Here is a 12,686-nt window from a genome sequence, read left to right on the forward strand (position 1 = left end):
CACTAAAAAAAAATAAAAAATATATACATCGCCGATACCCCGCAAAAGGCATCGGTGATGTAAAATAATTTTAAATCATCATCAGCGATTGAACAAATTTTCCTGCAAATCTTCATCATTGAGGGTCAAAGATTCAGGCAGGGTATCATCATTGTTGGTATTCCACAAATCGCTGTTGTTTTTTTGTAAAAATTGGGTAAGTGTGCGTACTTCTTCCGCATCAAATCCGGCTTGCTTCAAAGCAACAGCAGCCACTTCTGCATTTACCCAATTATTTAATTGAACAGTTTCCATAAATTATAAAACGTCTTATTTTTCTGTAAAAACAAAAAAACAGGCGTTTTAGTTTGTCTTTATACTGCGGCAGAAAGTGTAAAAACGACACTATTTATTTCACTTTCACAGTGGCGGCGGCATCGGCGGGCAAGGCAAATTTTTTGGGAAGCGGCTGAATACTATGTACAAAGTTTTTAAAAAGCACTACTTTTCCGGCATTATTGAGGTTGAGCACCGGAACGGCTTTCTTTTTGGGTTTTCCTTTTTCGTTGAGGCGCACCATACGCTCAACGGGTTCTTTGCCGACACCCAAAATTTTGAGGTATTCTTTTGCTGTCATACAAGCAATCGGAAAACGCCCCACTAATTTTTTCCGCCATCGGCATAATAATCCCAATACACCACATCATCGTTGTCGCGGTTTTTGCAGGCATCGGCGGTGAGCGCGACCATATTGGCAAAGTGGGCTTCGTAGATGGTAATGGCACTGCCGATGGAGGCGGTTTTGGAGAGGTCGGCAATTTTTTCGTTGGCAGTAAAAATAGCCACCGAAGCGTTGATGGTATCGTAAGGCACAGGGCTGTAAGAGGTTTTGGCGGTATCGGGGCTAAAGTTGATGTCGCCCACCGGAAGAGCCAAATCTTCCACCACCGAAGAGTCGCGGCGGCTGGTATCCCGAAAACCCGCAAAACTATCCTGCAAGTCGGCGTTCCAGAGCGTCCAGGTGGCGAGTTTCCAAATATCATCTTTTTTGCGCAGCCAATACGAAAACATCAGTTTTTCATTATGCGGCGTAATGTACTGCTGCACGTCCATTTGCACATCGCCGGCTTGCGGGGCGGGCTGAAAATCAAATCGCAGGGCTTCTGTGGCGTTGATACTGCCTTCGCTGATGACTTTGTAGTCGGTGATAGGCACAGGGGCAGTGAGCGTAAAAGGCATTGCTTCGTCGTAGAATACAGCGCGTGCTGCCGCTTCGTTGCCTTCTTTGAGTGCCGTAAGATAGCGAGTCAGTGCCATAGCGGGCAGCGTATCTTTAACCGCCGCCTGTTGCGAAACCAAAACAGTATCGCCTGAATTTTTTTTGCTGCCGCACGACCAAAATGAAGCGACAATAAACCCCGAAACAATTAAAAACAAAACATTGTTTTTTTCTTTTGAAAACGCAGCAGGAGCAACAGACATACTATGTATAATTATATGGTTTTGAATATTTTAAATAAAAAAAAACACCATTCACCCGCACTACTTGTCTTTTTTTAAAAAGCTAAACACAAACAATAACAAAAAAATTCCGATATTGATAGATGGAGTTGCTGTTTGGCGGTACAAACTTACAACAAAATATAATTTTTACAAGAGCTGTAAACAGGTGATATAAGAATGATCAAAAGAATAGAATAATCCAACAGATTTTATTCGGTTTTCAGAATATCGCACAAAAAAAATATACCTTTGATACGCTATGCGTCTTGCTCTTATCATCACCACCTACAATCGCCCCGATGCTCTCGAACTCGTATTGTTGAGCGTATTGCGGCAAGGGCAACTGCCCGACGAAATCCTCATTGCTGATGATGGCTCTACCGAAAGCACTCGCCGATTAATAGCAGATTTTATGCCGCATTTCGCTATTCCTTTGCGCCATATCTGGCAGCCCGATGAGGGTTTTCGGCTGGCACGCTCGCGCAATGGAGCTATTGCACACACGCACAGCGATTATATCGTGATGATAGACGGTGATATGATACTGCACCCTCATTTTGTGCAGGCACATCGGCGGCGTGCGCAGCGCGGGTATTGGCTGCAAGGCTCGCGGGTGCTGCTGTCGGAGGCACTTACGCAAAAGGCATTGCAGGAAAAGCGCATTGATTTTTCTTTTTGGGAAAAAGGCATTACCAATCGCTTCAATATGTTGGACAATTCCGCTTTGTCGTATATGGCATCAAAGGAAGTGGCGCACCACGAAAAAGTACGGGGTTGCCATTGGTCGTTTTGGCGCAATGATGTGGAGCGCATCAATGGTTTTAATGAAGACTTTGTAGGGTGGGGGCGCGAAGACAGCGAGTTTGCGTTGCGCCTGCTCAACAGCGGTGTTCGGCGCATCAACCTCAAATTTGCGGCGGTGGCGTATCATCTGTATCACCCCGAAAGCAGTGCGAAGCAAGTGCGTACCGCCAACGACCTACTCCTCGAAAACGCCCTTGCCACGCGCAGCACCCGATGCAAAAACGGACTCAATACGCACCATATTGAACAATGACACCTATTGCGTAAAAGCGAACTACCTACCCAAGCCAAAGGCGATGAGGCGGCTTCAAGCTTCTTAATAATTTTTACTTCATTGCGTATATGCTATATTTTAGGCTCAAAGGTGCATCGTTTGCGCCCCATACCGTAAACGTTTACGTCAGGAACGTGAAATTTTGCGTCAGGAACGTGAAAATTTACGTCTGCCACCGTAAAAATTTACGCCCGATACCGTGAAATTTTGCGTCAGGAACGTGAAATTTGGCGTAAAGAACGTAAAAAATGCACCTCCGAACGTGAAAGTTTACGTCCTCCACCGTGAACGTTTATGTCAGGAACGTGAAAGTTTACGTCCTCCACCGTGAACGTTTACGTCTAGAACGTGAAAATTTACGCCCTCCACCGTGAACGTTTACGTATAGAACGTGAAAATTTACGCCCTCCACCGTGAACGTTTACGTCTGGAACGTGAAATTTTACGTCCTCCACCGTGAACGTTTACGTCAGGAACGTGAAAATATACGCCCTCCACCGTGAACGTTTACGTCAGGAACGTGAAAGTTTACGCCCTCCACCGTGAAATTTCACGTCTGGAACGTGAAATTTGGCGTAAAGAACGTAAAAAATGCACCTCCGAACGTGAAAATTTACGTTTTTACGCCTATTGAGAAGCCTGTAAAAAAATATTAAAATAAAATAACGCAATAATTGTTTTTTTGAAGAAATAGGATATATTTGCAATATGCTCCGCAACAAGGCGGAGTGTATTTATTTTTTTCACCATAGAAAAACAAATTTATCTGAACTATGAGAACGATTTTTATTTTTGGCGATCTGCTACACCCATTTTGCCACCGCCCAAATTGTGAATATCCCCGACCTAAATTTCAAAAACGCCCTTTTGAACCACAACCCCGTTATTGACACCAACAACGATGACGAAATACAGGTGGCAGAAGCCGAGGCAGTGGATTCTTTGTTTTTAGTATATGAAAGTATTTCAGATTTAACAGGCATTGAGAACTTTATCAATTTGCAAACTTTAAATTGTGGTAATAATCAACTGACAAGTTTAGAGGTATCCAATTTAATCAATTTACAACATTTAGATTGTGGTGATAATCAACTAACGAGTTTAGAGGTAGCTGATTTAACCAATTTGCAAACTTTATACTGTCATTCTAATCAACTGAGTAGTTTAGAGGTATCTAATTTAGTCAATTTACAAACTTTAAATTGTGGGGGTAATCAACTGACGAGTATAGAGGTGTCTGCTTTAAGCAATTTGCAAGGTTTATGGTGTTATTCTAATCAACTGAGTAGTTTAGATGTTTCTGCTTTAAGCAATTTACAAAGTTTATATTGTGCGGGTAATCAACTAACAAGTTTAGAGGTATCTAATTTAGTCAATTTGCAAACTTTAGTTTGTTATTTTAATCAACTGAGTAGTTTATATGTATCTAATTTACCCAATTTACAATATTTATCTTGTAATGATAATCAACTGAGTAGTTTAGAGGTATCTAATTTACCCAATTTGCAATATTTAGATTGTTCTTATAATGACCTGAACAGTTTAGATGTTTCTGCTTTAAGCAATTTGCAAAGTTTATATTGTGGGGGTAATCAACTGAGTAGTTTATTGATAAAAAATGGTAACGATGAAGGTGGTTTATATTTTTATGATAACCCCAATCTCGCTTATATCTGCTGCGATGAAAGTCAATTAGAAATTGTAAAAAATTATGCCATACAAGCTGGTTTAAACAACTGCCAAATCAATACCTACTGCTCCTTTGAGCCGGGCGGCAATTACAATACTATTTCAGGTAATGTTATTTTTGATGATGAAAATAATGGTTGTGATGAAAATGATGCGCCTTTGAGTTATCAAATTGTACAAGTTGAGGACGGTGCGGAAGGCGGCTATACCGTTTCAGATAATTCGGGAAACTATGAATTGTACTGTAATGAGGGTATGTATACGCTACAACCTGTTTTTGAAAATCCTTATTTTTCGGCAAGTTCTGCTACTTTCAACTTTGCAGAAGACGATAATATCTCTGTTACCCAGAATTTCTGCATCGCGCCCAATGGCACACACCACGATTTGGAAATTACGCTTATTCCTTTAAACGATGCCCGCCCGGGTTTTGATGCCAACTACCAAATCACCTACAAAAACAAAGGCAATCAAAGCGAAAGCGGCAGTATTCACCTGCAATTTGACGACAGCGTATTGGATTTTGTGTCGGCTTCGCCCGCCGTGGTAGCCCAAAGCGACAGCCTCCTCACTTGGAATTTCGCCGATTTGCAGCCTTTTGAGAGCCGCAGTATTAACCTCACACTCAACCTCAATTCGCCACAAGAAACACCACCTCTGAACGGCGGCGACACTTTAAAATTTTTGGCATACAGCGATTATCCACAAACAGACGAAACCCCCAACGACAATAATTCTACATTGAATCAAACTGTCGTCGATTCTTACGACCCCAACGACAAAACTTGCTTGCAAGGCTCTCAAATTAAGGTAAAAAATATAGATGATTACCTGCATTACGTCATTCGTTTTCAAAACACGGGCAGTGCGGAGGCAATACAGGTGGTGGTGAAAGATGAGTTGGCGGAAAACTTAGACATTTCCACTTTTCAGATGGTGGCGGCGAGCCACGATTATCGCTTGCGCTTGGAAAATCGCACCTTGGAAGTGTTTTTTGAGAACATCAATCTGCCCGACAGCACCACCAACGAGCCGGAAAGTCACGGATTTGTGGCGTTCAAAATCAAAGCCGCCGACAGTGTGACAATAGGCAGCCAACTCAAAAACACCGCCGAAATTTATTTTGATTACAATTTCCCGATAATAACGAATACGACCGAAACCGCCGTGATAGAAAACCAACCCGAAATTATCGGTTTTGAAGCCATCAACGCCCCTGATTTATTCCAAATTTCGCCCAACCCCGCCAGCGATTTTATTACGCTCAACAGCAGTGAAAAAATAGAAAGTGTAGAAATTTACGATGCGGCGGGTCGCTTGCGATTGGCACAAAAAGGCATTGGTCATCAAATAGATGTGCGGAATTTGGCAAGTGGCAGTTATTTTGTAAAAGCACATACCTCCCGCCAAACATACTACAGCCATTTTATCATTAATCGCTAAAATATTTTAATACTTTTGTACAATTTCAGTCTGAAAACAACAAAAGTATTTTTTTTGACAGCATATTTGAAAATGTGTTGTATTTTTCAGCATCTTTTCCGTTTTTAGCGTATCTATCTTAAAACAGCATTGCGATATGAAGAAAATTGCCTTTTTATGGTTTTGTATGGGCTTGGCGACTTTTTGGGCACAGGCGCAAGATGTACATTTTTCACAGTTTTATGCGTATCCTGCCTACAATCCTGCCAATACCGGCAATTTTAACGGTAATTATCGCGTGGGCGGCATTGCCCGCAATCAGTGGTCAAGTGTAACTGTCCCATATCAAACTTTGGGGGTGTATGGCGATTTAGCTTTATTTCAAGATGAAAGCGGTCGCGACAACTGGTTGGGCGTAGGCGGTCAGTTTTTGTACGACCGTGCCGGTGATGGCGTGTTGCAAACGCTACAAGTGGGCGGCTCAGTGGCAATGCACAAAGATTTGTCGCGCAATGTATATGTGTCGCTGGGCGGCGGCTTTACCTACACGCGCAAAGGCATTGATTTTGACAAGTTGTATTTCAACAGTCAGTGGAACGAAAATGATTTTGATGAAAACATCGGCAATGGTGAAAATTTTGAATACAATCGGCGCGGTTACTTAGATTTGAGTGCAGGCGGCTCGGTGACGGCTTCTTTAACGGAAGATTTTACTTTGAATGCAGCATTTTCGGCGTTGCATGTAAATGAGCCTGTTGAGAGTTTTTATTTTACCACCAACACCAGTGGCAACAATCGGCGCGGTGTGCGTCCTATTGCGAGCATCAGTGCTGCCTACAAAATGGGCAATATATCTTGGCAGCCGGCGGTATTTTTGAGCCGTGAGAAAAAAGCGCAGGAAATCATCGGCGGTCTCAATGTAGTATATACACTCACCGAAGGCAGCGCATATAATCCGGCTTCAAAAATTCATGGCGGTTTGTGGTATCGCAGTGCCGAAGCCATTATTGTAGTAGCGGGTTATGAATGGAGCAAATACCGCGCCTTGTTATCGTATGACATCAATGTATCGGAGCTGAAAGCAGGCTCTAATTATCGGGGTGGTCCCGAATTATCATTTGTACACATTGGCGGTTTCCGTCAGCGCAGCGAGCGTTTATATTGCCCTCGTTTTTAGCGATTATACAACTATTTTGTATCAAAAGCAGTGAGCGAAATATCAATTTTATTCAAAAACAATAAATGGCATCAGGTAACTTTTTTTTAAAAAACGCTTTATAAAAACAGATTGATATTGAATAGTTTTTTTGCGATAAAAAGATAAAACCCATAAAGTTTCAAGAACTTTATGGGTTTTTTTTATATAAAAAAAAGAGGTTGCCCAAAAAAGCAACCTCTTTGTAAAGGAGTGGTTATGGTCTCGGCGTTTCAAATTATACAAGTATAATTTTACTTCGCTTCTTTCACTTACACAGTATTGTTAATACTGTCAAATTGGTTTGAAAACAATTTTGATCGTCCTTTAGTTCCTTTACAACGTAATAATTTCAGAATTATTGTACCACTAATTTTTGGAAAACAGATTTTCCGTTAGAAAGTGTCACTTTTACGAAGTAAATACCTTTCTGCACAGATGACACATCTAACACCATTTGTTTTTGCGAAGCGGCATCTATTTCTCCATCTATTACACTCAATACGGTTCTTCCTTGTACGTCAATTACTTCTACCAAAGCTTTGCAAGCTACATCGCTGCTGTTGTTGTAATTGAGTGTCACTGATTCTGAAGTTGGGTTCGGAGCCATATTCAAGAACAAATCACTTGCCGGAGTAATAGTAGCTTTTTTGCCTAAATGAACTTTATTGAAGTTAGTACCTGCTGCTTTGATGGCAGCCACTTCATTGGTGGTAGGTGCAGGTGCCGGCATTAAAGCAGGTGTGTTGCTGCAAGGTAAGATATACGCTTTGAATACCGAAGTTCCGGCAGCTGTAGCCCTGAAGCTGGGTTTCAAATCAACATAGTTTTCTGCCGCATAAATAACAGTATTGGAAGTACCTGTAATGGTATTGGTAGCAGTAATAACCTGTGCCTGTTCGGTAGAGTTGGTATTGGTTACGTTGGTAGTAACGGCGAGGTTGGCAGCACAGCAATTAACGCTGGTAACGGTGGTATTCAGTGTAAAAGAAGCTTTTGTGTTTTCGCCCGATACTACTACCCAGTAATCACCGGCGGGCAAGCAGTTTACGTTCAGGGTGCTGCCGCACGCCTGACCTTCCACCACATGAGCGTCCATCAAGTCACCTTTGTAAGTGATAGTGCTGTTATCCAAAGGGTTGGTAGTTGTTTTATCGGGGCATACCACGCTAGACAACAAAGAGATATTATAATTTTGCGCTACACTGGAGCCGCTGATAGACAAAGCCACATTGTTTTCGGTAGTGGTAAAGGGTGCTGTAAACTTGAACCACGCCGAAGTTCCGGTGGTAGTAGGGCAAGGAGCCGTACCTCCTGAATAGTTGCCCGGCTCGTGGAAACCGCCATTTCCGGCAAATTCGCACAAACATTTAGTAGCACTGGCGGTTTTGGTAGTTCCTGTACCGGCGAGGGTCATAATAGTCGGGTCGCCGCACAAAAATCCGGGTGCATATTCCGAAACCTCAAAAGCGAAGGTGCCGGTTTGGGTAGCATCGTATGTTTCAGCTTGTATCCAAAGTGCAATATCCGTTAATTCACAAATTGGTTGTCCTTGTTGTTGCAAAGAAGTTAATAATCCCGACAAAGAAGGAATACTACCCGGCGGCAAATACAAGTGATTATTATTGATACTGTCTTTGTCCCCGCAATAAATGTTGGTTACTAAGAAATCGCTGGTTTGGCTGGGAGCAGGATTCAAGCAGTCGATATCCAAATTAATGGTACACCAACCAAAAACGGGGTCTTCTGCTTTTCCGTCCACTTCCGCATGGATAGCGATAGTAGGCGGGCTGTTGGGATACCCCGGATAGCTATGAAAACCCACTACCACCGAACCATCATAACTCGGAATAACATTGGCAGGGTGAGTAGATAATTTTACATACACATCGTGGTTTACCGTACCTACACCGCAACTGGGTGATTGCTGAGGCGAACCCCACACATTGCCCACATTGCTGATAGTAAGTTTGCTGCACGAGTTCACATAGCCCTCAATGGGCGGTGCCGTATTACAATTATTAGAGCCTCCGACGTTGACGGTGTTTTGTGTACACTGCGCTTGCAGTTGCCACGCACTCAACAAGAGAGAGCAATAAAGCAAAATTTTTTTCATAAAATAAAATAATTTTAGGATTGTTTAAAGAATAGAAATTAGCGTTTTTGCTGTTATTTATCAAAAAATATCACAAATGTAAAAATAAATATTTTTATTTATAAAAATCAAAAAAAGGAATTGAAGAAAGCAAAATACAATGATATCACAGGTAAATGAAGGCAATAAAATGATAAATATAGAATAAAAAAGCGTAAAATTTTTTCTAAATAGAAGAGCATAAATTTTTTTCAATATCAAAAATGGTGTATCTTACAAACACACAAAAGGTACAACCCAAACAAACAGCCATTGAACAAAAATTTTTTTATATTGATACTATTCTCTTTTTAATCACAGATATAAAAAACTAAAAAAATCAACTTATCATTCAAACATGTCAGTACAGAATTTTACATTAAAAAGCAGCACCCTGCAAGGTCAGGCAACCGAGCGCGAATGTTATAGCGGCTGCGGCGGGCGCAATGAGTCTCCGCAATTGAGTTGGAGTGGCGCACCCGAAGGCACGAAGAGTTTTGCAGTATTCGTACACGACCCCGATGCGCCTACCTCTTCGGGTTGGTGGCATTGGCTCTTGTTTGATATTCCGGCGCATATCGGCGAGTTGTCCGCCGGCTCAGGTGTTGCAGACAGCACAATGCTGCCCGCAGGTGCCATTCAAAGTCTCAACGATTTCGGAAATTGCCGCTACGATGGACCCTGCCCGCCGAAAGGACACGGTATTCATCAATACAATATTACCATATATGCTTTAGATGTAGCCACTTTAGGCTTAGATAAAAACACATTGCCGGCGGCGGTAGCATTTACGATGTACACACACGTTTTGGCAAAATCCACTTTGGTATTTTATCACCGCCGCGATTAAAAATTATTTTTCTATTGCACGCGGCGACCTTTCCATTCGTAGCGTTTCCAGTTGCCTGCCCAACCTGCCCATACAATATAAATGATGTGCAGCAATTGGGCGGGTAAAAAAATACGCATCAAATCGCTGCGCCCAAAAAAAGAAACGGCTTCTTTAAGAAAAAAATAATCGGCAATTATTTTTACAAATATTTGAAATATCCATACCCAGCACCACCGAATATCAAAAAGAGCCGCAAGTGGTAAAAATAGCAAACTCATATTGAGCAGATACACCCCCAGCAAAATGCTTTTTATTTTCCAGTCGTTGTATTGGTTGCTCTTGGAAGCCCAGCGAATACGCTGTTGTAAAAAATCTTTCCAAGTGGGGCAGGCAGCCGTGGTGACGATAGCATCGGTATTTTTTAAAAAAGAAATGCCTTGCGGATAATTTGCTGCTATTTTCTGAATGAGCAACAAATCATCGCCGGAGGCTACGGTGTCAATTTGGTCGAAGCCGCCCACTTCATAAAACACCGCTTTTTCGTAGCTCAAATTAGCTCCATTTCCCATTAGCGAGAGTCGTTTGTGCAGCGATGCACCCGTGATGAGCATCATTCCGGCAAAATCCAAACTTTGAAACCGTTGAAAAAAACCTTGCTCGCCCTCAAAAGCCACCGGAGCCGTGAGCAGGCGATAAGGATTGATGTGATATTGATGAGCAATGCTGCGCAACCAAAGGGGCGGTGTCGTACAATCGGCATCGGTGCACACAATAAGCGGGTGGCGGGCTTGTGCAATGCCGTAAGCGATAGCCGCTTTTTTGTAAGAGTTGATGTTTTTTTCCTTGTAAATATGCCGCTAAATCCAATACTTGCACCTGCGGCAGCCGGAGGTTTTTCACCAAAAGAGCGGTGTCATCTTCGGAGTGGTCGTCCACGATAATTATTTCAAACAAAGCGGCGGGATAGTGCTGTGCGACAATGCTGCGCACACAATTTTCAATATTGGCGGCTTCGTTGCGAGCCGGAATAATAACACTGATGCCCGTTGATGGCACAAAATCTTGCGATATGCTGCTCTTGGGCAATTGCCGCCAAGCACGCACATACACCCGCATCAGCACAAAATAAGCCACGGCAAGCGAGCAGAGCAAAACTTTTACCGACAATATGATCATCATTATTCCCCAAAAAAAAAGCATTCAAAGCACAAAAATAGTAGCTTTGGCGGTGTTTTGTTCAAGAATTTGTTATTGCTTCCAAGTCGTTCAGATGATGAATAAGATAAAAAGTATGCAAATCAAAATGTTGAATGAATAAGGGCAATATATCCTCGCGGACAACTACTATAATATGCCTCTCGTACAAAAGTGGCGGCGGGTGCTGAAATTGATGCAAGAGCGGTTGAGCCGCCGCGTAAAAACCCTCACGGCGCAATTCCAATTTTCCTAATTCATCTATAATAATGTAGCGGTAAGATAGGTGTAGTGCAGCATTTTCCAAAATACGGTTGGCGCGTTCAAAGGCTTTTTGGTAAAAAGAAAATTTACCTACTTTTACGAGGTCGGCAGTGTCGGGTTGCAGACATTGCGCCTGAAAATAAATTTTTGCCGCAATATCGTACATCAAACGGCAATCGTGTACGTCCGGCATCAATATGCCCGCCACATCGCGGCGTGGGGCGCACCAATTCCACAATTCGGTGGTTTTGCCGCTTCGAACAGCCCGCGAAAAAATAAAAATCGCCATAAAACTTACTATTTTTGCAAGCGGTTTAGCAATATTTTTTTAAAATAAAATTTTTTAAAACACCTTACAAACAGCAATGAGGAAAAGTACATATTTTTTGTTGTTTTTGATGATAATGACTTGCTTTTTTCTTGCAAAAACGACAAGGGCGACAGCAGCAGTGCAGGTCAGGAGGTAGTGTGGGCAAAACGCACCCATTTTAAAGTAGAATTCAATTCGCCGGACGAAGAAATAGAAACGATAGCGATGAAAGACCGCGAACTGATGGATATGATATTGGAGGCGGTAGAAAAAGGCGAGCGCAAGGCGTATGATTTTACGACTTATGAGTTGTTGAGTAAAGAGAAAGTCGCCGATATCTTTGTCAAACACGACACCATTTTGGTTGCCGACCCTGTAACGGAAAAAGAGGTGATGAAGCCGATAGAAAATCCGCTCAACCGCCCCGAAGTAAAAAATTTCGTGTAAAACAGGAATGGTATTTTGACAAGAAAAATTTTAAAATGAACAGCAAAATTATAGCAATGGCTCCGGTGGAGTCTATTTATAATTCTGATGGTTCGTTTCGCGGCGATTTGCCTTTATTTTGGGTATATTTTGAGGGCGAGCCGCAAATTGCCAAAAAGCCATAGTAGCTTTCGGTGTTTTTTTTTATTACTCCTGCACTACAATATTCGGTGTAGTGACGGTATTGCTGCGGTGTTTGGCGCGGTCTTCTATATATATGCTGTATGTTACATTTTGCAGGGTGCTGCCGTCCGTGATGAGGGTGTGTTTAAGTACCACATCTAATTGTCCTTGAATGGGCACCGATGCAGGCGACAACTGCTGAATACGGTACGGATATGTAATACCGATGCGTTCGTCTGTGAGAAATAAGTTTTCGGCATCGGCATTATTTTCGCCCAAATCACCATCGGCATCTTTATAAGCAATGGTAAAAACAATGCTGTCTTTAAATGCTTTTACTGAAAGAGGCTGCGTGCCAATCAATTCAATTTCCGGTATTTCGGTAAATCCCAAATCGGCATCTTCCTGTTTGCAGCCCACTGCAAGCATTATAATGCCCCACAGCAAAAGTCCATTTTTTTGGATTTTTAACATTGA

General features: G+C 42.3%; 13 protein-coding genes. 5 read left to right on the forward strand and 8 right to left on the reverse strand.

The genetic code is table 11. The features are described from left to right. Positions 1-81: 81 nt before the first annotated feature. The 3 genes from IPL35_11795 to IPL35_11805 all read right to left on the reverse strand — a co-directional run bounded on the left by IPL35_11795 (position 82) and on the right by IPL35_11805 (position 1,461). Positions 82-294 carry a hypothetical protein gene (locus IPL35_11795; protein ID MBK8444045.1) on the reverse strand — a complete coding sequence of 71 codons (213 nt, stop codon included), beginning with the start codon at positions 292-294 and terminating at the stop codon, positions 82-84. A gap of 94 nt (positions 295-388) precedes the next feature. Next, positions 389-673: a hypothetical protein gene (locus tag IPL35_11800; protein ID MBK8444046.1), complete on the reverse strand. Its 285-nt coding sequence runs from the start codon at positions 671-673 to the stop codon at positions 389-391. Beyond that, on the reverse strand, positions 640-1,461 hold the full coding sequence (locus IPL35_11805) for a hypothetical protein (protein ID MBK8444047.1): 822 nt from the start codon (positions 1,459-1,461) through the stop codon (positions 640-642). The genes IPL35_11800 and IPL35_11805 overlap by 34 nt, the downstream gene beginning before the upstream one ends. A gap of 280 nt (positions 1,462-1,741) precedes the next feature. On the opposite strand from IPL35_11805, the gene IPL35_11810 reads away from it, so the two are divergent. From IPL35_11810 to IPL35_11820, 3 genes are all read left to right on the forward strand, one after another. Next, positions 1,742-2,539 (forward strand): glycosyltransferase family 2 protein, encoded by a 798-nt coding sequence (locus IPL35_11810; protein MBK8444048.1) that lies wholly within the window; start codon positions 1,742-1,744, stop codon positions 2,537-2,539. An 813-nt stretch (positions 2,540-3,352) separates the two neighbouring features. Then, entirely contained in the window at positions 3,353-5,692 is a 2,340-nt protein-coding gene (locus IPL35_11815) for a leucine-rich repeat domain-containing protein (protein MBK8444049.1), read from the forward strand. A gap of 136 nt (positions 5,693-5,828) precedes the next feature. After that, the gene (locus IPL35_11820) at positions 5,829-6,848 is read left to right on the forward strand and encodes a PorP/SprF family type IX secretion system membrane protein (protein MBK8444050.1); all 1,020 of its coding nucleotides are present in this window, start codon (positions 5,829-5,831) and stop codon (positions 6,846-6,848) included. 376 nt (positions 6,849-7,224) lie between these two features. Here the strand turns inward: IPL35_11820 and IPL35_11825 are convergent, their stop codons facing one another. Beyond that, complete coding sequence (locus IPL35_11825; GenBank protein ID MBK8444051.1) at positions 7,225-8,970, reverse strand: T9SS type A sorting domain-containing protein; 1,746 nt, start codon at positions 8,968-8,970, stop codon at positions 7,225-7,227. A 388-nt stretch (positions 8,971-9,358) separates the two neighbouring features. Between IPL35_11825 and IPL35_11830 the strand changes: the two genes are divergently transcribed. Then, positions 9,359-9,850 (forward strand): YbhB/YbcL family Raf kinase inhibitor-like protein, encoded by a 492-nt coding sequence (locus tag IPL35_11830; protein ID MBK8444052.1) that lies wholly within the window; start codon positions 9,359-9,361, stop codon positions 9,848-9,850. 11 nt (positions 9,851-9,861) lie between these two features. Here IPL35_11830 and IPL35_11835 read toward each other — a convergent pair whose 3' ends face one another. Genes IPL35_11835 through IPL35_11845 form a run of 3 tightly spaced genes read right to left on the reverse strand, consistent with a single transcriptional unit; the run spans position 9,862 to position 11,579 of the window. Next, positions 9,862-10,602: a hypothetical protein gene (locus tag IPL35_11835; GenBank protein ID MBK8444053.1), complete on the reverse strand. Its 741-nt coding sequence runs from the start codon at positions 10,600-10,602 to the stop codon at positions 9,862-9,864. After that, positions 10,496-11,011 carry a glycosyltransferase gene (locus tag IPL35_11840; GenBank protein ID MBK8444054.1) on the reverse strand — a complete coding sequence of 172 codons (516 nt, stop codon included), beginning with the start codon at positions 11,009-11,011 and terminating at the stop codon, positions 10,496-10,498. Before IPL35_11840 ends, IPL35_11835 begins: the two co-directional genes overlap by 107 nt. 58 nt (positions 11,012-11,069) lie before the next feature. Continuing rightward, positions 11,070-11,579 (reverse strand): hypothetical protein, encoded by a 510-nt coding sequence (locus tag IPL35_11845; protein ID MBK8444055.1) that lies wholly within the window; start codon positions 11,577-11,579, stop codon positions 11,070-11,072. 120 nt (positions 11,580-11,699) lie between these two features. Here IPL35_11845 and IPL35_11850 point away from each other — a divergent pair, with 120 nt between their 5' ends. Continuing rightward, the gene (locus IPL35_11850; protein MBK8444056.1) at positions 11,700-12,047 is read left to right on the forward strand and encodes a hypothetical protein; all 348 of its coding nucleotides are present in this window, start codon (positions 11,700-11,702) and stop codon (positions 12,045-12,047) included. Between the two features lie 186 nt (positions 12,048-12,233). Here the strand turns inward: IPL35_11850 and IPL35_11855 are convergent, their stop codons facing one another. Then, positions 12,234-12,683, reverse strand: coding sequence for a hypothetical protein (locus tag IPL35_11855; protein ID MBK8444057.1), 450 nt, complete (start codon positions 12,681-12,683; stop codon positions 12,234-12,236). Positions 12,684-12,686 lie beyond the last annotated feature (3 nt).

Source organism: Sphingobacteriales bacterium, assembly GCA_016711285.1.
GTDB lineage: Bacteria > Bacteroidota > Bacteroidia > Chitinophagales > UBA2359 > JADJTG01.

Bases quoted from the DNA above. Each gene is read 5' to 3' on its own strand.
- IPL35_11840 (MBK8444054.1), bottom strand. From the start codon at position 11,011: ATGATGATCATATTGTCGGTAAAAGTTTTGCTCTGCTCGCTTGCCGTG.
- IPL35_11810 (MBK8444048.1), top strand. From the start codon at position 1,742: ATGCGTCTTGCTCTTATCATCACCACCTACAATCGCCCCGATGCTCTC.
- IPL35_11830 (MBK8444052.1), top strand. From the start codon at position 9,359: ATGTCAGTACAGAATTTTACATTAAAAAGCAGCACCCTGCAAGGTCAG.
- IPL35_11820 (MBK8444050.1), top strand. From the start codon at position 5,829: ATGAAGAAAATTGCCTTTTTATGGTTTTGTATGGGCTTGGCGACTTTT.
- IPL35_11855 (MBK8444057.1), bottom strand. From the start codon at position 12,683: ATGTTAAAAATCCAAAAAAATGGACTTTTGCTGTGGGGCATTATAATG.
- IPL35_11805 (MBK8444047.1), bottom strand. From the start codon at position 1,461: ATGTCTGTTGCTCCTGCTGCGTTTTCAAAAGAAAAAAACAATGTTTTG.
- IPL35_11845 (MBK8444055.1), bottom strand. From the start codon at position 11,579: ATGGCGATTTTTATTTTTTCGCGGGCTGTTCGAAGCGGCAAAACCACC.
- IPL35_11795 (MBK8444045.1), bottom strand. From the start codon at position 294: ATGGAAACTGTTCAATTAAATAATTGGGTAAATGCAGAAGTGGCTGCT.